20 protein-coding genes are annotated in these 20,052 nt (G+C 68.7%); 5 read left to right on the top strand and 15 right to left on the bottom strand.

What is annotated here, in order from left to right; translation table 11 throughout:
• Window positions 1-99: 99 nt before the first annotated feature.
• Entirely contained in the window at window positions 100-2,343 is a 2,244-nt protein-coding gene (locus tag AB0H76_RS07340; protein WP_357318645.1) for a bifunctional SulP family inorganic anion transporter/carbonic anhydrase, read from the bottom strand.
• 316 nt (window positions 2,344-2,659) lie between these two features.
• Between AB0H76_RS07340 and AB0H76_RS07335 the strand changes: the two genes are divergently transcribed.
• The gene (locus tag AB0H76_RS07335) at window positions 2,660-3,262 is read left to right on the top strand and encodes a hypothetical protein (protein ID WP_357318642.1); all 603 of its coding nucleotides are present in this window, start codon (window positions 2,660-2,662) and stop codon (window positions 3,260-3,262) included.
• A gap of 16 nt (window positions 3,263-3,278) precedes the next feature.
• On the opposite strand, the gene AB0H76_RS07330 is transcribed toward AB0H76_RS07335, so the two are convergent.
• From AB0H76_RS07330 to AB0H76_RS07320, 3 genes are all read right to left on the bottom strand, one after another.
• Window positions 3,279-3,944: a DUF899 domain-containing protein gene (locus tag AB0H76_RS07330; protein ID WP_357318639.1), complete on the bottom strand. Its 666-nt coding sequence runs from the start codon at window positions 3,942-3,944 to the stop codon at window positions 3,279-3,281.
• A 75-nt stretch (window positions 3,945-4,019) separates the two neighbouring features.
• A complete protein-coding gene (locus AB0H76_RS07325) occupies window positions 4,020-4,649 on the bottom strand; it encodes a response regulator transcription factor (RefSeq protein ID WP_357318636.1) in 630 nt (209 codons plus the stop codon).
• Window positions 4,646-5,800: a sensor histidine kinase gene (locus tag AB0H76_RS07320; protein WP_357318633.1), complete on the bottom strand. Its 1,155-nt coding sequence runs from the start codon at window positions 5,798-5,800 to the stop codon at window positions 4,646-4,648. The genes AB0H76_RS07325 and AB0H76_RS07320 overlap by 4 nt, the downstream gene beginning before the upstream one ends.
• Window positions 5,801-5,963: 163 nt before the next feature.
• On the opposite strand from AB0H76_RS07320, the gene AB0H76_RS07315 reads away from it, so the two are divergent.
• On the top strand, window positions 5,964-6,524 hold the full coding sequence (locus AB0H76_RS07315; protein WP_357318630.1) for a heme-binding protein: 561 nt from the start codon (window positions 5,964-5,966) through the stop codon (window positions 6,522-6,524).
• Window positions 6,525-6,567: 43 nt separating this feature from the next.
• Here the strand turns inward: AB0H76_RS07315 and AB0H76_RS07310 are convergent, their stop codons facing one another.
• The 9 genes from AB0H76_RS07310 to AB0H76_RS07270 all read right to left on the bottom strand — a co-directional run bounded on the left by AB0H76_RS07310 (window position 6,568) and on the right by AB0H76_RS07270 (window position 16,234).
• Window positions 6,568-9,648 carry a hypothetical protein gene (locus tag AB0H76_RS07310; RefSeq protein ID WP_357318627.1) on the bottom strand — a complete coding sequence of 1,027 codons (3,081 nt, stop codon included), beginning with the start codon at window positions 9,646-9,648 and terminating at the stop codon, window positions 6,568-6,570.
• A 188-nt stretch (window positions 9,649-9,836) separates the two neighbouring features.
• Window positions 9,837-9,983: a DUF1059 domain-containing protein gene (locus AB0H76_RS07305; protein WP_357318624.1), complete on the bottom strand. Its 147-nt coding sequence runs from the start codon at window positions 9,981-9,983 to the stop codon at window positions 9,837-9,839.
• A gap of 45 nt (window positions 9,984-10,028) precedes the next feature.
• Window positions 10,029-10,622, bottom strand: a complete 594-nt coding sequence (locus AB0H76_RS07300; RefSeq protein WP_357318622.1) for an ElyC/SanA/YdcF family protein — start codon at window positions 10,620-10,622, stop codon at window positions 10,029-10,031.
• Complete coding sequence (locus AB0H76_RS07295) at window positions 10,619-11,548, bottom strand: aminoglycoside phosphotransferase family protein (protein ID WP_357320493.1); 930 nt, start codon at window positions 11,546-11,548, stop codon at window positions 10,619-10,621. The genes AB0H76_RS07300 and AB0H76_RS07295 overlap by 4 nt, the downstream gene beginning before the upstream one ends.
• 16 nt (window positions 11,549-11,564) lie before the next feature.
• Entirely contained in the window at window positions 11,565-11,990 is a 426-nt protein-coding gene (locus AB0H76_RS07290; RefSeq protein ID WP_357318619.1) for an SRPBCC domain-containing protein, read from the bottom strand.
• A 127-nt stretch (window positions 11,991-12,117) separates the two neighbouring features.
• Window positions 12,118-12,774, bottom strand: coding sequence for a GAP family protein (locus AB0H76_RS07285; RefSeq protein ID WP_357318616.1), 657 nt, complete (start codon window positions 12,772-12,774; stop codon window positions 12,118-12,120).
• Window positions 12,767-13,690, bottom strand: a complete 924-nt coding sequence (locus AB0H76_RS07280; protein WP_357320490.1) for a formylglycine-generating enzyme family protein — start codon at window positions 13,688-13,690, stop codon at window positions 12,767-12,769. The genes AB0H76_RS07285 and AB0H76_RS07280 overlap by 8 nt, the downstream gene beginning before the upstream one ends.
• Before the next feature lie 49 nt (window positions 13,691-13,739).
• Entirely contained in the window at window positions 13,740-14,693 is a 954-nt protein-coding gene (locus AB0H76_RS07275; RefSeq protein WP_357318613.1) for an HAD family hydrolase, read from the bottom strand.
• A 2-nt stretch (window positions 14,694-14,695) separates the two neighbouring features.
• A complete protein-coding gene (locus AB0H76_RS07270) occupies window positions 14,696-16,234 on the bottom strand; it encodes an arylsulfatase (RefSeq protein ID WP_357318610.1) in 1,539 nt (512 codons plus the stop codon).
• A gap of 276 nt (window positions 16,235-16,510) precedes the next feature.
• Between AB0H76_RS07270 and AB0H76_RS07265 the strand changes: the two genes are divergently transcribed.
• Window positions 16,511-16,825, top strand: coding sequence for a hypothetical protein (locus AB0H76_RS07265; RefSeq protein ID WP_357318607.1), 315 nt, complete (start codon window positions 16,511-16,513; stop codon window positions 16,823-16,825).
• Window positions 16,826-16,925: 100 nt separating this feature from the next.
• Here the strand turns inward: AB0H76_RS07265 and AB0H76_RS07260 are convergent, their stop codons facing one another.
• Window positions 16,926-17,426, bottom strand: coding sequence for a hypothetical protein (locus tag AB0H76_RS07260; RefSeq protein ID WP_357318604.1), 501 nt, complete (start codon window positions 17,424-17,426; stop codon window positions 16,926-16,928).
• A gap of 330 nt (window positions 17,427-17,756) precedes the next feature.
• Between AB0H76_RS07260 and AB0H76_RS07255 the strand changes: the two genes are divergently transcribed.
• Window positions 17,757-18,767, top strand: a complete 1,011-nt coding sequence (locus AB0H76_RS07255) for a fused (3R)-hydroxyacyl-ACP dehydratase subunits HadA/HadB (RefSeq protein ID WP_357318601.1) — start codon at window positions 17,757-17,759, stop codon at window positions 18,765-18,767.
• Window positions 18,768-18,776: 9 nt separating this feature from the next.
• On the opposite strand, the gene AB0H76_RS07250 is transcribed toward AB0H76_RS07255, so the two are convergent.
• Window positions 18,777-19,424 (bottom strand): CoA pyrophosphatase, encoded by a 648-nt coding sequence (locus AB0H76_RS07250; RefSeq protein WP_357318599.1) that lies wholly within the window; start codon window positions 19,422-19,424, stop codon window positions 18,777-18,779.
• 138 nt (window positions 19,425-19,562) lie between these two features.
• On the opposite strand from AB0H76_RS07250, the gene AB0H76_RS07245 reads away from it, so the two are divergent.
• A complete protein-coding gene (locus AB0H76_RS07245) occupies window positions 19,563-19,994 on the top strand; it encodes an SgcJ/EcaC family oxidoreductase (RefSeq protein ID WP_357318596.1) in 432 nt (143 codons plus the stop codon).
• Window positions 19,995-20,052 lie beyond the last annotated feature (58 nt).

The raw sequence follows: 20,052 nt of genomic DNA, 5'->3' as shown, positions 1-20,052 counted from the left end.
CGCCTCGAGGCTATTGGTAAAGACTTAGCAAAACTTAAGAAGTTGCCCCGAAGTGGCTGGCGCCATAGGCCGATGCGGCTGTGAGAGCGCTCACACAGGCTACTGAACCGGTTCGGCCGCAACGCGACTCGGTACGTCTTCCTCGAACTGCGCGATCCCGGCACCGGTCACCTCGATCACCCGCGCGGTGGTGATATCGAAGAACAGACCGCGCACCGCGACACCGCGCTCGTGCACGCCCCGGGCGACCGCCGGATGCGCGTGCAAGGTCTCCAACTGCAACGCCACATTCACCATGCCCAGCTGATCCACCTCGGAGAATCCGGCGGCCGCGGCCGCGGCCGCCACCGGATGGCCGAGCCGGAAGTGGGCCAGGCTGGACTGCGCGTGCGCCAGCCAATCCCCCAGCCCGGGCCCCGCCTGCACGCCGCGATACAGCGCGTCCATCGCGCCGCAGCCGGAGTGCCCGCACACCACCACGCTGCGCACGTCCAGCTTCTCCAGCGCGTAAATCAACGCCGCCTCCACCGAGACATCGCTGCTGCCCACCGGCACCAGATTGCCGACATTGCGCACGGTGAACAGATCACCCGGGCCGCTGTGGGTGATCACGTTGGGCACGATCCGGGCATCGGCACAGGTCAGAAAGAAGGTGTCGGCCTCGGAGTGATTGCGCAGACCGTCCAGGTGCGGGCGCATCAGATGCGCGTGCCCGCGGTGGTAGGCCGAGATCCCGGCGACCACCGGGTCCACCCGGTTGGCGGTGCGCCGCCACGGGCCGATCAGGTCGTCCACCGCTTTACTGGCGTGCTCGCGGGTCGGCGGGCCGGCCAGCGCCGCGGCCATCCGCACCGGGCCCAGTTCGACGAATTCCACACTGCCGCCGTTGGTTCGGTGTCTGCGCACCCACTCGTCGATGGTCTCGTAGGCGGCGTGGTCGAGGAAGTCGACGGTCAGCTCGAAGCGCACCATCGCGCCCGCCGGGACCTTCGCCAATTCCTGCGACAGCTTCGGCAGCGCGACGAAGGACAGACTGCCCTCGATCGTCACCAGCCACTGATCCCCGAATTCGCTGTCGGGCACCGGTTTCGCCACGATCTGCGCGCGCACCACCCGCCACAGCAGCAGCCCGAAGGCCAGCGCCAGGCCGATCAGCACGCCCTCGAGCAGGTTCAGGAACACCACACCGAGCACCGTGACCAGGTAGACCACCAGGTCCCGGGACCGATGCGCCAGCTTGATGTGTGCCGTCTTCACCAGCTGGATGCCGATCACGATCAGCAGACCCGCCAGCGCGGCCGTCGGAATCTGGCGGACCAGCCCGACCAGCGCCACCGAGAAGATCAGGATCCAGAGCCCGTGCAGCACCGAGGACGCCCGGCTGTGCGCTCCCGCTTCCACATTCGTCGCACTGCGCACGATCACGCCGGCCACCGGCAGGCCGCCGAGCAGGCCCGAGAGCACGTTGGCCGAGCCCTGGCCCAGCAGTTCCCGATCGAAATCGGTGCGCTCGCCGCCGTGCATCTTGTCCACCGCGACCGCCGAGAGCAGGCTCTGCACGCTGGCGATCAGCGCCACCGTCAGCACGGTGACCGCGACCGCGAACCAGTTGCCCTCCGGCAGGCGCGGCAGCGCGATCTCGTCGAACAGGTCGGTGCCCAAGGGAACTCGGGCGACCTCGACCGGAAGCACCAGCGACAGCACGGTGCCGACGCCTACCGCCACCAGCGGGCCGGGCACCACCCGCACCCGCGCGGGCAGATACTTCCAGCCGAGCATGATCGCGATGACGGTGACGCCGATCAGGACCGCGGGGCCGTGCGAATGCAGCAGCTGTGCGGGCAGTTCGACGACGTTGCGCCAGGCCGAGCTGTAGGAGGAGCCGCCGAGCAGCACGTGCAGCTGCTGCAACGCGATCGTGATGCCGATGCCGGCCAGCATCGCGTGCACCACCACCGGCGTAATGCCGAGGGCCGCACGGGCAATGCGGCTCAGGCCGAACATCACCTGCAGGACGCCCGCCGCGACGGTGATGAAACAGGTGGTGGCCCAGCCGAATTGGCTGATCGTTCCGGCGACCACCACCGTCAGGCCCGCGGCCGGCCCGCTGACCTGCAGCGCCGAACCCCCGAGCAGACCGCCGACCACGCCACCGACCACGGCCGCGATCAAGCCGGCGGCGACGGGGGCGCCGCTGGCTACCGCGATACCGAGCGAAAGCGGAAGGGCGACAAGGAAAACCACCAGGGAGGCGGGTAGATCGTGGCGGAACACAGAGCGTAGCGGGTCGAAGACGGCGGAACGCGGCAACGTCCGTGGTGCGGGATCGGTGTCGGTGAACATATTTCTCCTTCGCCGAACCGGCAGCGCCGTATTCGGTTCATCGGTCGAACATGTACAGGCATCGAAAGCGAGCGGCGGGCGAAGCAGAAGACTTCGGAACGCTGGTTTGGAGCAACCACCCGGTTATGCGGAGAACGCGCTGATAGTAAAGACTTCGCAAAGCAGTTGGAAAGGGCTGACAGGGCACTGACCGGAAATCGCTACCAAAATGTGATCGCAGTCACACCAGACTACCGGATCCGGAGCCACCGGCCGGTGCATCCGGAACTCGGGCGAAAATCGCGAAATACGCTGCGCGCCGGGGGACCCTGAGAGCGTGAGAATCTATGCCGACCGTGCTCCCGTCGCCGCCCGTCAGCTCCTCATGGACCTGCTGGTGCTGGCCTGGGTTTACCTTGCCGTCCGCGCCGCCTGGTGGTTACACGATCTGGTGCTGAAGCTCGCGATCCCCGGTCAGAAGCTGGAGGGCGCCGGAAATGGCATGGCCGACAGTCTCAGTGATGTGGGCGACAAGGTGGACCGGGTGCCCGTCGTCGGCGACGAACTGACCACGCCGTTCGACAAGACCGCCGCCGCGGCCCGGTCGATCGCCGAGGCCGGGCGCGATCAGCAGGGCTTCGTCGACGACCTGGCCATGGCCCTGGCCATCGGTTCGCTGATCTTCCCGATCGGGCTCGTCCTGTTCGTCTGGCTACCGCGCCGCTGGCGCTGGATGCGCCGCGCGGCCGCCGCCCGCGACCTGCGCGCCGCCCCCGCCGGCCGCGACCTCCTCGCCCTGCGCGCCCTGGCCAACCAGCCCCTGCGCACCCTGAACCGCATCGACCCCGACGTCGTCAACGCCTGGCGCAACGGCGACGACGCCACCGTCCGCGAACTAGCCGCCCTCGAACTCCGCAGCCTCGGCCTCCGCGGCCGCTGACCCGAGCCCTCCCGGCTCAGTATTCGTCGCGTTTGCGGGGCCAGTCGGCGAAGTCGGTGCCGCGGCCGGTGGGGGTGCGGTCGAGGAGTTGCCAGGTGGCGTTGAGGGCTTCGGTGCCGCGGTCGTAGGTGGAGTAGGTGTGGTAGACGGTGTCGTCGGCGCGGGCGAAGCAGCTCAGGGCCATCAGTTCCATCTGGTCGAGCATGTTGCCGGGGCGGCGGGGTGTGGGGATGTGCATGAGGTCGTAGAAGTCTTCGTTGAAACCGTTGTCGCCCAGCGAGACCCATTCGATGTCCCAGCCGAAGCGGGCCTTGTATTCCTCGAGGACCGGAAGCGGTGAGCGGGAGGCGAGCAGGAAGGTGACGTCGTGGTGGGCCAGGTGCGGCACCGCGCCGACGAGATTGTCGGTTTCGAAGGTGCAGCCGGGGCAGCCGGCCGGGGTGTTCGGACCGTGCATGAAGTGGCGGATGATGAGCTGGGAGCGGCCGTCGAAGAGTTCCGCCAGCGTCTTCTCGCCGGTGCTGGTGTCGAAACGGTAGTCCTTGGTGACGGGGACCCAGGGCAGGGCCTGGCGCTGCCGCGTCACCTCGTCGCCGCGCCGGGTGAGGTCTTTCTCCTCGGCGCGCAGCTTCTCGTATGCTGCCCGCCACTGCTCGCGAGTACCGACATCCTGTGTGGACATGATGCTTCCTTCCGCTGTGCTGACTCTCCCTAGTGGTGACGAGTCGGCGCGGCCGAATTCATCGGCGCCCCGGGTTCAGCCGAGCAGGCGCTGCTCGGTGGCCACGGCCACCGCGGCGGCGCGGGTGTCCACACCGAGCTTCTCGTAGACCCGGCCGAGATGGGTCTTCACGGTGGACTCGCTGATGTGCAGCGCGCGGGCGATCTCCCGATTGCCGTGGCCCTGCGCGAGTTGCCCGAGGATGTCGAGCTCCCGGGCGGTCAACGTGGGCGCGGGGTTGCGCATGCGGGCCATCACCCGCTGGGCGACGGGCGGAGACAGCGCCGGGCGCCCCGCGGCGGCAGCCCGGATAGCCGCGAAGAGTTCTTCCGGGCGTTCGGCTTTCAGCAGATAGCCGGTGGCGCCGGCGGCGATGGCGCGGGTGATGTCGGCGTCGGTGTCGTAGGTGGTGAGCACGAGAACGTGGGCGCTGGTACCGGACTCGGCGATCCGGCGGGTCGCCTCGATCCCGTCGATGCCCGAGCCGAGCTGCAAATCCATCAGCACGACATCGGGTGCGTGCCGCGCGGTGAGGGCGATGGCCTCCTCCCCCGTGCCCGCCTCCCCGATCACCTCGATGTCCGGCGCACTGGACAGCAACGCGAGCAGACCGGCCCGCACCACCGCGTGGTCATCGCAAACGAGCACGCGCACAGTCGAATTCATGCTTCTCCCCACGGGATGGCGGCGGACAGCACCGTCCCCTCGCCCGGCGTGGATTCGACGGTCAGCGCACCGCCGAACTGCTGGAGCCGGGCCCGGATGGCCGCGAGTCCGTAACCGCGACCGGTGTTTTCGGGCAGCGCGGCGATATCGAAACCTTGACCGTCGTCGGCGATATCGAGCACGACTTGATCGCCGAGCCCGGTCAGGGTCAGGGTGGCGGTGCGGGCACGCGCGTGTTCCCGCACGTTGGCCAGCGCACCCTGCGCGATCCGCAGCAGTGTCGCCTCGACCCGCTCCGGCAGCCGGGGCGGTTCGCCGTCCATCTGGAAGCGGACGGCGAGCGCACCGGCGCTCTCCCGCTCCGCCAGCGCACCCAGCGCCGCGGCCAGCGAGCCGTGCGCCGCGAGATCCGCCGGTGCGAGATCGCGCACGAATTGCCTTGCCTCCGTGAGGTTCTGCTCGGCGATCGATTCGGCGGACCGCACGTGCTCGTGCGCGCGGGCGGGCTCGGTGTCCCAGATCCGATCGGCGGCCTGCAACAGCATGCGCTGACTCGACAGCCCCTGTGCCAGGGTGTCGTGGATTTCCATGGCCAGCCGCTCGCGCTCGGCCAGGGTGCCTTCGCGCCGTTCGGTGGCGGCGAGCTCGCGGCGGGTGCGGATCAGGTCCTCGATGAGCACGCGCTGATGATCGGACTGGCGCCGCATGTGGACGAAGACGGTGGTGGCCAGCACGACCACGGTCGGCAGGGTGACGAGCACGGCCGGATCCGCCCACCCGGCCAGCCGGATCTGCGCACCCGCGACGAACGCGGTGAGCACCGCGACCAGGATCAGCGCGGTCCGCAGCGGCAGGATCCGCAACCCGGTGTAGAGCAGCGGCACCGCGCACCACGCGAAACTCGGCGCGAGCGCGACGAGCACGATCCAGAGCGTCACCACCACGGCCAGCCACCCGACGCGGCCGCGGCGCGCACCGAGCGCGTACACCCCGGCCACCGCCACCGACAGGACGACGATCACCGGCGTGCGCGCCGACTCGGGATGCCGCAGCGCGAACCGCGCCAGCGACGCGGCGACCAGCAGCAGGAACGCGGCGTGCATGATCACGCCGAGCACCCGATCGCCGTTCACCTGCGCGTTGTCGGTCACGAGCCCCATTCTGCCCGCCCCGGGGCAGTCCCGTATCGACCGATCGGACGATAAGGGCATCCACCGGGTTACCACCGATCACCGTCCCGCTCGCCGATCCGCCGGACCCCGTCCGCGCCGCAGGATCGAAGCAGCGACAACCCGCCGACGCAAAGGAAACCCCATGAGCACCCTCTCCCGCCGCACCCTGACCGGACTCGTCACCGGCGCCGCCGTGCTCGCCGCCGTCGGCGCGGGCGCCGTGGCCGTCGATCTGACCGGCTCCGACGCCCCCGCCACCGCCCAGGTCGCGCTGGCCGCCGACGCCACCCCCGGCAACCTGCGCCAGAGCACCCACCTGTCCGTCGATGCCGCCACCCGGGCCGCCCAGTCCGTGCTGCGGGCCGCCGCGCAGAAGAACCAGCGCATCAGCGTCGCCGTCGTCGACCGTGACGGCAACACCCTGGTCACGCTGCGCGGCGACGGCGCCGGCCCGCAGTCCTACGAATCCGCCGAGCGCAAGGCCTTCACCGCCGTCTCCTGGAACGCGCCCACCTCCGAACTCGGCAACCGCCTCGCCGCCGCGCCCCGCCTCGCCGACATCCCCGGCACCCTGTTCCTCGCCGGCGGCGTCCCCGTCACCGCGGGCAACGCCCCGATCGCGGGCATCGGCGTCGCCGGCGCGCCCAGCGGCGACCTCGACGAGGAATTCGCCCGCGCGGGAGCGGCCGAACTGTCGCGCTGACGCACCGGAGCCGCGCCCGAGATTCGCGGGCGCGGCACACTGCTCACCCGATCTCCCAGGCCAGCCTGCGGATGTCGAGATGCGGCGAACATCGCAATTGCTGGAGCGCCTCCCGATGTTCGTCGGTGCGGTGCTCGATCAGCCCGAAGGCGAGAACGCCACCGGTGACGTCGCCGCGGGCGATCAGGCTCCGGATCGCGGGCAACAGCGACGACCTCGACCGCGCGTTCCAGCCGAACAGCCGGTGCCCGCTGGACACGATCCGGAACGCCGTCACCGGCGTCAGCCGGTCGGCGAGCGCGTTCAGCTCGAAAGCCATTGTCTCCGGGTCGAATTCCTCCGACGGCAGCAGGTAGATCAGCATGCGGACGGCCTGGACGACGTGCAGCGGATGATCCAGCAGCAGTTCGGCCGCGGCGCGCGCGAGCCCGCGCCGCCAGAGTTCCGCGTCCCGGGCGGCAGTCAGCGCACCCGCGATCTCCCGTACCCGCCCGTGCCGGTCGGCGGCCAGCAGGCGCAGTAACACCGGCAACGCCTCGTCCTTGATCAGTCCACTGCGCAGCAGGGCGAGGAACACAGTCTGGTCGGTGTCGTCACCGGTGACGGCCGCCTCGACGATCTCGTCGACGCCGCGTTCGAACCAGGGCGCCCACATCGCGAACGCCTTCGCGGCACGGAACCGGACCCCGGGCGCTTCGGCGGCGGCCAGCAGCGCGCACACCAGTTCCGCGCCGCCGGCCCGGTGCTGGGGCGCGTACTGCTCGGGTGTCGATTGCAACAGCGTCCGGACCATCTGCTCCGTGTTGTACCGCACCGGGATTTGCGCGAGTGCCGCACGGGCACGGTCACTTTCGGGCAGCCGACGCAGCGCGACCGCCAGCGCGATGCGTACATCGGGATGGAGCTGCGGGATGGCCCAGGCGCGCAGCAGCAGGTCCTCCGCGCCGGGCACACGCTGCGTGATCAGCTGGCGGGCCGCCAGTTTCCGGACGCCGACCCGTCCTTCGAACAGCGCCCGCTCCAGGTTCTCCCGCAGCTGTACCGGTCGGCTGACCCGGCACAGTTTCGCCGCGGTCGCGAGGGCGGTCGGCCCCGGAATGCGCAGCAGACGCGGCAGCACCCGCGGGTAATCGCCGAGCGCCCCCAGCGCGGTGTCCGCGAGCACGGGGTCGCCGCCGAGCGCGTGCTCCACCAATTTCGCGTTGTGGAACGGGATTCGGCTGAGGCCGCGCAGCGCCCGCACCCGTTCCTCGATCAGGGCGTCGCCGTCGTCGGCGATCGTCTCCAGCGCCGCGCCGACGGACTCGCGCTGCGCATCGGTCCAGCGTCCGGCCATGCCGGGCAGCACTTCGTGATCCGCCAAGACCCCCGGCTCGATCGGGAGCAGATCGGTGCGCCGGGTGGCGACGGCGCGCCAGACCGGTTCGAGGCGAATCGCTTCGGGCGCGTCGCGCAGCAGCGCGGCCACCTGGGCATCCCGGTTCGCGCAGTGGCGCAACCACATTCCCGCCGCGATCCCGGCCGAGCGCTCGTCACCGTCCACGACGATCTGCCGCAGGTCGGCCAGCAGTTCGGGCAGGGCGCCAAGGCGTGCGCCGAGCGAACCGGCGAGCACAACGGTGGTGTAGTGGTCGCACGGCTTTTCCAGCAGGTCGAGCAGTTCCCGCTCTTGGCCGCGCCGGAGCACCCGGCCCAGGGTGGATGGCCGGGACAGCGCGCCGCCGCCGAAACGGTCGATCAACCGGGCATAGGTGCGCAATGCCCAATCGGACAGCGCCGGTTCGGTATTCAGCGCCCGGTCCGCGAGCGCGCACAGCGCCGACCGCGTCCGTTCGGAGGTATCCCGCGCCGGAACGACCGCGGCGACGAGTCGCTCGAGGTGCTCTGCCCAGAGCGGATCGAGACGAAGCTCGGCGATGCCCTCCAGCAGCGCGGCCCGCGCCGGATCGCGCTCGTTGCGAATGCGCTCCACCAACTCGCCGAGTACCGCCGTGGTCGCGGCACGGTCGCCGGTGCGCTGCGCGGCCCGCAGCAACAGGCCGCGGGCGGCCTCGCGGCTGCGGGGATCGCCGGTGAAAGCGGCGGACCGCAGTGCGGGTTCCGCTTCCGAATAGGGGAGGAACGCGGTGATCCGCAGCGTGATTCTCGGATCGTCCAGGTGCGCCCGCGACGAATGCCGCGCGGTGTCATGCCATTGGCGCAGCCGCCGCGCTTCGCACACCGCGAGCTCGTGCGGCAGCAGATGCAGGAGGGCCAACGCCTCCCGCTCATAAATGTCGCACCGCTGATAGACGGCGCCGCGACGGCTTACCGGCAGGGCACGCAGCAGGGGGCCGGGCCGCCGCCCTGCGAGCCGCACCAATTCGTCGTCGCCGAGTCCGGCACAGCGCGCCAGCAGGGACTGCTTCGGCTGATAGCGCCGGCGCAGCAGCCGGGACAGCAGCCCGGCCGCCCGGGGCAGATCGGCCCGCATCAGCGGGCCCATCACGTCTCCGGGCAGGCGATAGATCATGCGCCCCAGGCCGTGTCGCTCCAGTAGGTCGAGGACCAGCACCGGTTCCCGTGCTGCGGCTTCGCGGATCGCCGGGAACCGCTGCCGCCACAGCGCGAATCCCCGCGTCGTCGCGAATTCCGCGTCGAGACACCGCACTACGAGCACCGGGTGACGGCGGGTCAAGGTTTTCCAGGTGGTGACGGCATGGGCCAGCCCCGGTAGCCACTGCCCCACCACGTCCGGCGAACACCCCGGCAGCAAGCGGGCCGCCTCCCCCGCACCCCACTTCTCGGCCACCTCGGGCAGCAACCGATCGGCGAGTTCGGTGCGGCGCGCGTGAACGATAGTGCGGTACACGGCCATTCGCAGTTCGGTCGAGGACTCGACCAGGGCGGGCGGCACGGCGGCATCGGGAATCGGCAGGGTCCGGACCGCACGCAGCGCCGCCCGGCGCAACCCGAGTTCGGACCCGGCGAGCACCCGCGCGACATAGTCCAGCTCGCGCGCCGCCATCGCCATGTGCAGCGCGATGCGACGGCCGTAGTAGCCGTCGGCGGCGAGATCGGTGAGCAATGCGGGAAAGCCGGGGTCACCGGCATGGGTTCGGGCGTGCTGCGCCAGCGCACGCATGCGCTGTGAGTAAGGCAGGGATTCCACGCGATTCAGCAGGACGGAGGCCGGTTCGAGAACCGGCGTGGGGCTCAACGGCCCGGGCGCAGGACGCCCTTTCCACTAATCGTCATGCGGGACAGTATGCCCGAGCACCGAACCCGGGAACAACCCCGCGAGTGACACCCGAGGTGCCACTCGCGGTCGGCTCAGTAGGCGATGAACAGGATTTCGTCGCGGGAGTACTCGTGTCCGGGGTGATTCTCGGCCAGGTGCTTCGTGGTCTTCTCGACCAGGTCGTCCTCGTCGGTGCCGACGATGGTTTCTCCACAGGGGCAGTTCAGGTTTCGCTTCACAGCAGGCCCTCCTCTCGCGCAGAAGTCTAGATGTCGCACCGCGGGCTAGCGGAACAGCAGCGCGAAGATCGCCTTCGGCGCCGCGAGCCATTCCCGGAGATTGTTGCGCACCTTGGTGATTCGGCGGCACTCGCAGTAGGCCGTCACACCGTCGGCTTCGATGCCGGCCGCCCGGCACAGCGCGACCGCCCGGGGCAGATGCTCGTACTGGGTGACGATGAGCGCCCGGTCGACCGCGTAGTGCTGCCGGGCGCGCTCACAGGTCTCGCGGGTCGACAGGCCCGCCGGATCGGGCTCGATGATCGCGGGATCGATCCCGCGCGACACCAGATAGCTGGTCATCGCCGCGATTTCGTCGCCGGAGATGCCACCGGCGTCCCCCGAGACCAGAATTCTGGCGGCTTTGCCCGCCCGCACCAGATCGATCGCGACATCCAGCCGCCCCCGCAGGTACGACATCGGCGTGCCGTCCTCGGCCACCTTGGCGCCCGGCACGATCACCACCGGCGCGTCCGGCGCCTGCCCGACCTCGGACCGATGCCCGGCCGACACCACCCACAACCACGCGTTCGACCCGGCGACCACGACCAGCAACCCGGCGACCACCGCCCCGCCCCACACCAGCACCCGCCGCTTCACCCGCACTCGTTGCCGCCATCCCACGACACCGAGCCTCGCACATCGGCCAGAACGCGGTCGAGGGTGCGTCGCCCGATCCGGCTCAGCACCGGGTTGCTCTCGGCGTAGTACCAGACCAGCCCCATCGCCTGCTGGAAGGCCCAGGCCCGCCCGCGCTGCCACTCCGGATCGGCGCTGCCGAGCCGCTCGCGGAACGCCCGCCGCGGGCCCGCCTCGAGCAGATGCCAGGCGCCGACCAGATCCAGCGCCGGATCGGCCGGGCCGAAGCCGCCGACATCGAGGACACCGGCCAGCCGGCCGTTCGCGACGAGCAGATTGCCGGAGATCAGGTCGCCGTGGCTCATCACGTCGGGGGCCGGGCCGCGCGGCAACGCGCGCATGTCGTGCCAGATCGCCCGCAGGACAGCGGTATCCAGCAGCCGCTCGCTCTCGCGGAAACAGACGTCGAGCCAGGCGTCATGGGTGGCCAGCACGCCGCCGCGGCCGACGCCGTCGAAGGTGCGCCCGCTCGCGTCGATGGCCCGCACCGCCCGCACGAACTCCGCCAGATCCAGCGCGAACGCCGCCGAAACGCCCGGGTCGGCGTCGATGGCCACCGTGCCCGGCAGCCAGGTCTGCACCGACCAGGGCAGCGGGTAGCCCGCGCCCGGCTCCCCCAGCGCGATGGGTTCCGGCGTCGGCACCGGCGTGCGGCCGAACAACTCTCGTGCCGCCGCCAGCTCGCCGAGCAACCCCCGCCGGGCCTGTTCGGCCTCGCCCGGTTCGAGCGGGAATCGAGCGGCCAGCTCGGCGCCGATCCGGTAGATCGCGTTGACCGTCCCCGTGCCGGGCACCCGGCTGATCGGCGCGGCACGCCAGTCCGGGAACTGCTCGTCCACCAGCGCGCGCACCAGCTCCGGTGAGACGGTCAGCTGGCCCGCGTGCATCCGCATGGTCTCCGCCTCACAGCTCGTCGAGTGCCTCGCGCAGCCGCAGCAACGCCGTCTTCCAGCCGCGTTCCATCGCGTTGCGGGCCATCTTCTGGCGCCGGTCGCTGATGTCGAAGCCGGTCTGGGTCAGCAGCAACCGGGTGCCGCGGCCCTCCGGCTGGATCGCCCAGTCGACCACCCAGCGCGCGGGCGGCTCGCCGCGCAGGTCGAACCAGGTGTGGGTAAGCTGCTGCGCCGGACGCGCCGCCAGCACCTCGCAGGCGATCTCGCCGGTCGGCTGGGTGGGCAGGATGAAGATGAAATGCGTGCCGGTGGCGGCGGCGAACCCGATCGAGCTCATCAGCCAGAGTTCGATCAGATCCGGCTCGGACAGGGCCCGCCACACGGCGGGCGGCGGCTGGGTGAAGAAGCTGCCGATCTCGACCGCAGCGGGATTCAACTCTGAATCGGAAATTACGGCACACCTCCTCGACGAGTCCAGGCCACCAGCATTCCATTTCGGTGCGCCCTCGGGTGGGAGTCGGCCGCTACGGCGCGAGTTCGCCTGGTAGCGAAATGCTTTCGTGTCAGATGAGGTCGGCGATACCGCGGGCGGTGAACAGCACACCGAAGCCGAGCAGCACCGCGATCGTCATGCTCCGGTTGTTGCGCAGCATCCACCGCTTGGCCGATTCCAGGCCGCGCCGGGCCCGCTCGCCCAGCACGAGATAGATCGCCATCGGGATCAGGAAGTCCAGGGCAGCGGCCAGCAGCAGGAGCACGGTGGCGACCAGTGCGGTGCCCCGGCTGCTCTGCGAGCTGGCGATCAGGCTCATCCCCGACATCATGATGACCAGGTTCGGGTTGACGATCGCCAGCACCAGACCGGCCGTGAACGCCCGGCGGGGTCCGGCCGATTCGAGTTGGGTGAGCAGCTTCGGGGGCGGCGCGTCCGCGGGCGGCCGGTGCAGCGCGGCCCGCGCGCCGAAGGCCAGGAACACCAGGCCCACGCCCAGACCGGCCCAGTGCGCCACCGTCTTCGACGTCGAACCCGGGTCCGAGGCGCCGCCCAGCAGCGCCGCGATACCGACCTGGCTGTAGACGAGCACGAAGGCCGCGCCGAAGGACGCGGCGTTGGCCAGCGGGCGGCGCGACTGCAACAGCAGCACACACCCCACGATCGCGGCGGGCGTGATGACCAACCCGATCATCTCGGGGATCAGCAGCAGGATCAGCTCACCCATCAGCGCTCCTCACGGTGACGCATCGGAATCCGATGTGGCTCATACCGGTGTCGATCATGTGGGGGCGCCGGGCGGCCGGGCGGTAGCGCCGGCAGTAGCTGTCCGCGCACAGGAACGACCCGCCTTTGATGACCTTGCGCGGCACCGCGAACTGCGGTTGCCGGGCGTCGAGGCTGGCTTGCGCGGTGCCACCGCGCGGGTTACGGGGCGCGCAGCAGGCGGGGGCGCCGGCGTGGTTCTCGGTGTACCAGTCCTCGGTCCATTCCCACACGTTGCCGGTCATGTCGAACAGGCCGTAGGGGTTGGGCGCGAAGGTCCCGACCGGCGTGGTGGCACCGTAACCGGGTTCCGGGCGCCAGGGGAAGTCCCCGTGCCAGTAGTTCGCGAGCCGCTGGCCGGTGGCCTCTTCCTCGTCGCCCCAGCTGAATCGGGTGTGCTCGAGGCCGCCGCGAGCGGCCGCTTCCCACTGGGCTTCGCTGGGCAGATCGAGCCCGGCCCAGTCGGCGTAGGCGCGGGCGTCCGCGTGGGCGATGTGGACCACGGGATGGTCTTCCCGGCCCGTGATCGAGGAGTGCGGGCCCTCGGGGTGCCGCCAGTCGGCCCCGGGCGTCCAGGTCCACCACTGGTTGAGGTGGCGCAGGTCGACCGGCCCGCCGGTGGGCGTGAAGACCATCGAGCCGGCGCGCAGGTTTTCCGGTGGCGCCCCGGGGAATTGGTCGGCGTCCAGCGGCCGTTCGGCGACGGTCCGATAGCCGGTGTCGGCGACGAAGACGGCGTATCGGGCGTTGGTGACCTGGTGGGTTTCGATGCCGAACGCGTCCACCTCGACGCGGTGGGCCGGTTTCTCCTCCGGGTAGTGATCGTCGGAGCCCATGGTGAACAGCTGGGCCGGGATCTGGCGCAGCTCGGTGGCGATACTGGTACTCACGAAAGGTGTTTCTCCTGCCCTGCCGTGGTCGCGTCGGTTACCCGGTGTCGCCGGGACCGTCGGTCGGGGTGAAGATTTCGCGCCAATCGTTGCGCATGCTGACGACGCTCCACCGACGTCCCTGCGCGGCCGCCAAGATGTCCTCTGCGCCGTCGGTGTAGTCGAATTCTCGTACGGAGTCGTCGTGCAGGATCAGCAACCGCAATGCTGGCGTGTCGGGCAGTTCGCAGAATTCCAGCATGGGCAGATCGCCGTTGGAGTTGCCGACCGACAGGATCGGGCGGCGACCGATGCGGCTCCAGATCCGGACCGGTTTCTCCGGTCCGTCGTCGAAGAAATCCATCGCCGCCTTGTAGAGCAATTGCCCCTGCTCGCCGCGATAGGTGAGCCCGAGCGCGCTGCCGATGACGCGTTCGGGCGGAATCCCGTAGAGCGCCTCGGCGACCGGACGCATGAAGTCCCGATCGCCCCCGGAGGCAATGTAATTGGTGAAACCGTGCCCTTGCAGATACCGCAGCAATTCGACCATCGGGAGATATCCGCAGCTGCGATACGGGCGATGCAGACCGGGATGCTCGGCGCGAGCGAAGAACGCGGTGACCGTCGCGTCGTAATCCTCGACCGTGACCTCGTCGAACGCGCGGGTGACCGCGCCCATCAACAACTTCAGGTCCGCGTCGTCGCCGTGGTAGTGCTTGACCATGGCAGCGCCCAGCCATCGCAGATCGTGGGTGTAGGCGGCCTGCCAGGGCTGCTGGTTCCGCAACTCCGGATCGTCGGCCGCGATTTCACCCAGCCGGCCGATCGTGAAGTCCAATTGGATCGGCATCGGTTTCTCACACCACAGGGTGCCGTCGTTGTCGAACACCGCTACGCGCGCGGCGGGTTCGACGAAGCCGGGCCCCTTCTCGTCGGTGACGCGTTCGACGAATTCGACGATCGCGGTGCGCGCCGCACCGTCTGTCCAGGACGCCAGATCGGTGGCCACCACGGTCAGTCCCGGGCCAGGTATTCGTGCAGTTTGGCGACCGCGTGGTCGATGGTGAAGGTGGCGGGCTCCTGCCGGGGCGGGAATTCCTTGAAGGTGTCCAAGAACGCCGTGCAGATCGCGGTGCCGTAGGCGGTGATGTAGTCGTGGTCGAGGAACCAGTCCCAGTAGGTGTTGGAAGTGCTGTCGGCGCGCTCGAACGGATCGGTGCGCAGATTGAACAACTTGGGAATGCGGAGCGCGGTGAACGGCTCGGCCCAGATGCCCAGGGTGCCGGTGGCGCGCTGCTCCATGAACACGATTTTCCAGTTCTCGAACCGGATACCGAGCACATCGCAGTCGTCGGAGAAATAGACCATGCCGCGCCGGGGGCTGTGCTCGACCTCCCCCGTCAGGTAGGGCAGCAGGTTGTAGCCGTCGATATGGGTCCGATAGGTCTTCTCGCCGACGGTATGGCCCTGTTTGAGTTCGTCGATGATGCCCGGATCCCCGGCCGCCGCGAGCAGGGTCGGCAGCCAGTCGTGATGCTGGACGATATCGTTGGACACCACTCCGGCGGCGATCTTTCCGGGCCATCGGATCAATTCGGGAACACGGAACGCGCCCTCCCAGTTGGTGTCCTTCTCGCTGCGGAACGGGGTGGTCGCGCCGTCGGGCCAGGTATTGGCGTGCGGGCCGTTGTCGGTGCTGTAGATGACGATCGTGTCCTCGGCCAGACCGAGTTCGTCCAGCAGGTCCAGGACCTGGCCGACATTGCGGTCGTGATCGATCATCGTGTCGTGATACGGCGACTGCCAGACCCCGGCCTGGCCGCGGCTCTCGGGTTTGGTGTGGGTGCGCACGTGCATGTGGGTGAAGTTCAGCCACACGAAGAACGGCGTCTGCGATTCGTGCTGGCGGCGGATGAAATCCACACACGCGTCGGCGATCTCGTCGTCCACGGTTTCCATGCGCTTCTTGGTCAGCGGCCCGGTGTCCTCGACGCGCTGTTTGCCGACCCGCCCGAATTTCGGGTCCTCGGTCGGATCGTCGGTGTCGGTCGCCCACGAGTGCAGCACACCGCGCGGCAACTGCATATTGTGCAGCCGCGGATATTGCGCTTCGGTGGGATAGTCCGGCAGCTCCGGTTCCTCTTCGGCGTTGAGGTGATAGAGGTTGCCGAAGAACTCGTCGAACCCGCGGACCGTCGGCAGATACTTGTTGAGGTCGCCGAGATGGTTCTTGCCGAATTGGCCCGTCGCGTACCCGAGCGGCTTGATCAGTTCCGCGATCGTCGGATCCTCGTGCGACAAACCGATATCGACGCCGGGGACACCGACCTTGCTCATCCCCGTCCGGTACACACTCTGCCCGGAGATGAACGCCGACCGCCCCGCCGTGCAGCTCTGCTCCCCGTAGGAGTCGGTGAACCGCATTCCTTCCTCGGCCAGCCGGTCGATATTCGGGGTGCGGTAACCCATCAGGCCGTCGCTGTAGCAGCTCAGATTGCTGATCCCGATGTCGTCGCCCCAGATGACCAGAATGTTCGGCTTCGAGTCCGGCATGAACTATCTCCCTCTATGAGCGAACCGGGTACATAACGCCGCTACCAGGATGTTCGGCTCGATCGGGAGTGCCATCACCCATTACGGGTGAAATCGGGGATTTTGGACGACGCTGGGGAACTCAACTCGGCCCCCAGCTATAGATCCAGGAGCTTCCCCGCGTCGCGGCGATCACTCTAACGGCGACCGCCACGGACCGCCACCCAATTAATCCCGCCCCGCGAACAGCTATGGTTGCGGCCCAGAGATCTACTCGCAAAGGTAACCACGCTCCCCATGATCAAGCTCTTCGCCACCGCGGCACTCGCCGCGACCACCGCCGCCCTGATCGCCGTCCCCGCGGCCCCCGCCGCCGCCAAGTCCCCCACCTGTGACAAGGCGATCCAGCTGATCAACGCCGCGGTCGACATGAGCGGCGGCAACTTCGACGCCCCCACCCGCCAGGCCCTCTCCGACCGCCTCTCCGCCCTGGCCCTCCTCGCCGGCGAAGAAGAACGAAACGCCCTCACCGGCTACGCCAACGCCCTGGTCGACGACAACATCACCGACCTCGACCCCGCCACCAACGAACTCAACCGAGTCTGCGCCTGACATACGCGCGATCATGATCGTCCGGACCTGGCGGCGGCAGCGCCCCCAGGTCCGGATGATCATGTCGGCGCGACGTCGCTTCCGCCGGGGCTGAGGCTGGTCAGTTCGGGACGACGCAGACCGTGAGTCCGACTCGCCGGTAGACGACTGCCGTTGTCGAGCAGAGGTTTTCGTCGACCACATCCTCGAAGACCTCGGTGATGCGATCGCTACCGGGCTGACGGGCGGCGCAATCGAGGCGCTGGGGAGTGTCGACGTCGGTCAGCTTCCAGCAGCTGTCGACGGTCATGTTGTAGGTGAAGCAGTACAGGGCGAGGCGGTAGCCGTCGTCGGTGCGATGGTGGTAGCTGAGCGTGGCTTTGGGGCCACATTGCTGCTGTTGGGTTTCCGGCGCCAGGGGATGGTGTTCGATCAGCCGGTACTGCGCTTCGACCGCGCCGCAATCGGCGGGTCCCGCGCTGTTGTTCGCCAAGTCCCACGACGCACAGTCGCCGATCTGCAAGCCCTCGTACTGGTTGGGAAATGCTTGCGCCGCTGGAGAAGTGGCGAGGGCCAACAGTGCCGCGCCCGCGAATGACGCAGCGATTCTTGATGACTTCATGACGTACTCCCCCAGAGAACTCAGAACTGCGTAACGATGTTGCGCGCCGACTCAGCGGCGCGACTCTCGTTGTGGGACATCAGGATAAGCAGAGGATGTCCACGACTCCAACACTGCGGCTCGCCCGTGGCGTCGCACGAACAGCTCGGCGGTGTGCTCGGCGTCGACAGTCCGCAACTTGCCGCCACAGCGCTTGCCGCGTCGAGAACGGTCACGCGTCGGGCAAGGTCGTCCTCGAGGTGGCGTGCGTGCGGCCGTGGGCGCTGTGGAAGAGTGGATCGGGTTCCGCCGAAACGGATCTGAGCCTGTGAGAACTGAAGGGGCGGCCTGATGGAAACCGCATTCGATGTAGCCGGACTGGTCGGCTACCGGTATCGCGCCGAGGACTACTACGAGATCGGCCGCGAGAAGATCCGCGAATACGCCCGAGCCGTGCAGGATTCCCATCCGGCGCACTGGAGCGAGAGCGACGCCGACGAGCTCGGATATGCCGGGCTGATCGCACCGACCACGTTCACCTCGATCGTCGCCATGCAGGCCAACCGCGCCCTGCTCGGCACCGTGCTGACCGGCTACGACATGTTCGTGCACACCGATCAGGTATTCGAGATGTACAAACCTGTCTTGGCCGGTGACCGACTGATCATCGATGTGGAACTGTCCTCGGTGCGCCGCGTCGCCGGCAAGGACCTGCTCACCATCACCAACACCTTCACCGACCGGTCCGGCCGGCTCGTGCAGATCATGCACACCACCGTGGTCGGCATCACCAGCGCTGACGTCGACGCCGACATCGGCGATGCCATCGAGGGCATAGTCATGAGCGGGCTGGAAACCGCGCCGTCGCCCACGATCGTGGACCCGCCCGTCGAACCGCTCGATCAGACCGCGCACGTCTCGCGAACACGTCAGCCGCACACCACGATTCGCTTCGAAGACATCACCGTGGGCGACGAGCTACCGCCCCTGACCGCGCACCTGACGCGCGGCGACCTGGTGAACTACGCGGGCGTCGCCGGCGATGTGAACCCGATCCACTGGAACAGGGAGATCGCCGCCCTGGCCGGGCTTCCCGATGTGATCGCGCACGGCATGCTCTCCATGGGCCTCGGCGCGGGCTTCGTCACCAACTGGCTCGGCGATCCCGGCGCCATCGTCCGCTACGGAGCGCGCCTGTCCAACTACGCCGTCGTCGAAGCCGTTTCGGCGGGCGAGGTGGAGTTCACCGGCCGCGTCAAATCGCTCGACCCGCAAGCACGCACCGCCACCGTCGTCCTGGTCGCGAAATCCGCTGGGCGCAAGATATTCGGACTGGCCACCCTGGATGTCCGCCTCCGATAGCGACCGCGCTCATTCCCAGGCGAAACGCGGCTGATCCATGTGGTCGACGCGAGTCTCCCGGTGCCGCAGCGCCACCTCGCGGAATTGATGCAGGATCGCGGCGGTCGGGGCATGCAGATGACCGCCCAGCAGCGGAAGCTGGATCGCGAGGCGGTCGGAGCCCGGCACCGCGACGAAAAGCGGCTCGACGTCGAGATCCGAGAGCGGAATCCAATGCACGACAGCCACTTCCGCGGGGTTGGGCGTGGGTTTCGGCGCGTCCCCGATCCAGGCCACCACCGGAGTCATCACATACCCGGAGCGAGTCGGATAGTCATCGAGCAACCCGAGCACCGTCGAGCGCGGCGCCTCGATCCCCAACTCCTCCGCCAACTCCCGCAGCGCGGCCGCCACCGCGTCCTCCCCCGGATCCACCTTCCCGCCCGGCAACGCCAACTGCCCAGCATGGGCACGCAGCCCCGGCGACCGCTCGGTCAGCCAAATCGCCTGTCCCCCATCGAAATCGACTATCGCGATCAACACCGCCGCCGCCTTACGACCCTCGAGGTCGAGCACCCGGCGCGGGAACGCACCCAACGCCCCGGCCACCTCACGGCGCAGCTGGTCGGCAGACGCGTCACTCCAGCGGTATCCGCTACTGTCCTCATCGACCGGCATCAGCCGAACCTAATTCGCCCCGTCGGTAACCGTCAACGTTCCTGCCGTCGCCGGAGCGTGTCGTTGTGGGCTGAACGCCGTAGTGGTCGCGAGCGCGGGTTTGACCCCAACCATGGTTGATGTTTCACACTCCGATGTATGCGTGATGACACCGAGATGATCCGAGAACTGTTCGATCGCTACACCGAGCTCTGGATTCAGCATGAGATGCGGGAGTGGGGCGAGCTGTTCACCGAGGACTGCGACTTCATCACACACCGCGGCGTGTGGTGGCGATCGAGGGAGGAGAATGTGCGCGGGCACGAAGATGTGCCCGAATCCGTTCTGGCACAGAAGAAGAACTACAGCCAGAGGGTGGTGAACATCCAGCCGATCGCTCCCGGCGTGCTGCTGGCGCACACAGAGTGGGCGTGGCCGGATCACGTCTTGCCGGGCGCTCCCGCGGGTGAGGATCGACGTGGTCTCATCACCGCGGTTCTCGTGGAACGCTCGGGGCGCTGGTTGATCCGGGCGGCACACAACACCCGGCTCAACGGGCTCGACGACTTCACACCGGCGGAATCGCGGTAACGCGGATTGCTCCGAATTCGGGGTTGCATCCGGTACCCGGGTACAGGCTTACCGTCGT

Origin of the sequence: Nocardia sp. NPDC050712, from assembly GCF_040654295.1 — a bacterium.
In the GTDB taxonomy this organism is placed as follows: domain Bacteria; phylum Actinomycetota; class Actinomycetes; order Mycobacteriales; family Mycobacteriaceae; genus Nocardia.
The sequence above is the reverse complement of the archived record's forward strand: the minus strand, read 5'-3'. Positions and strand labels throughout refer to the sequence as shown.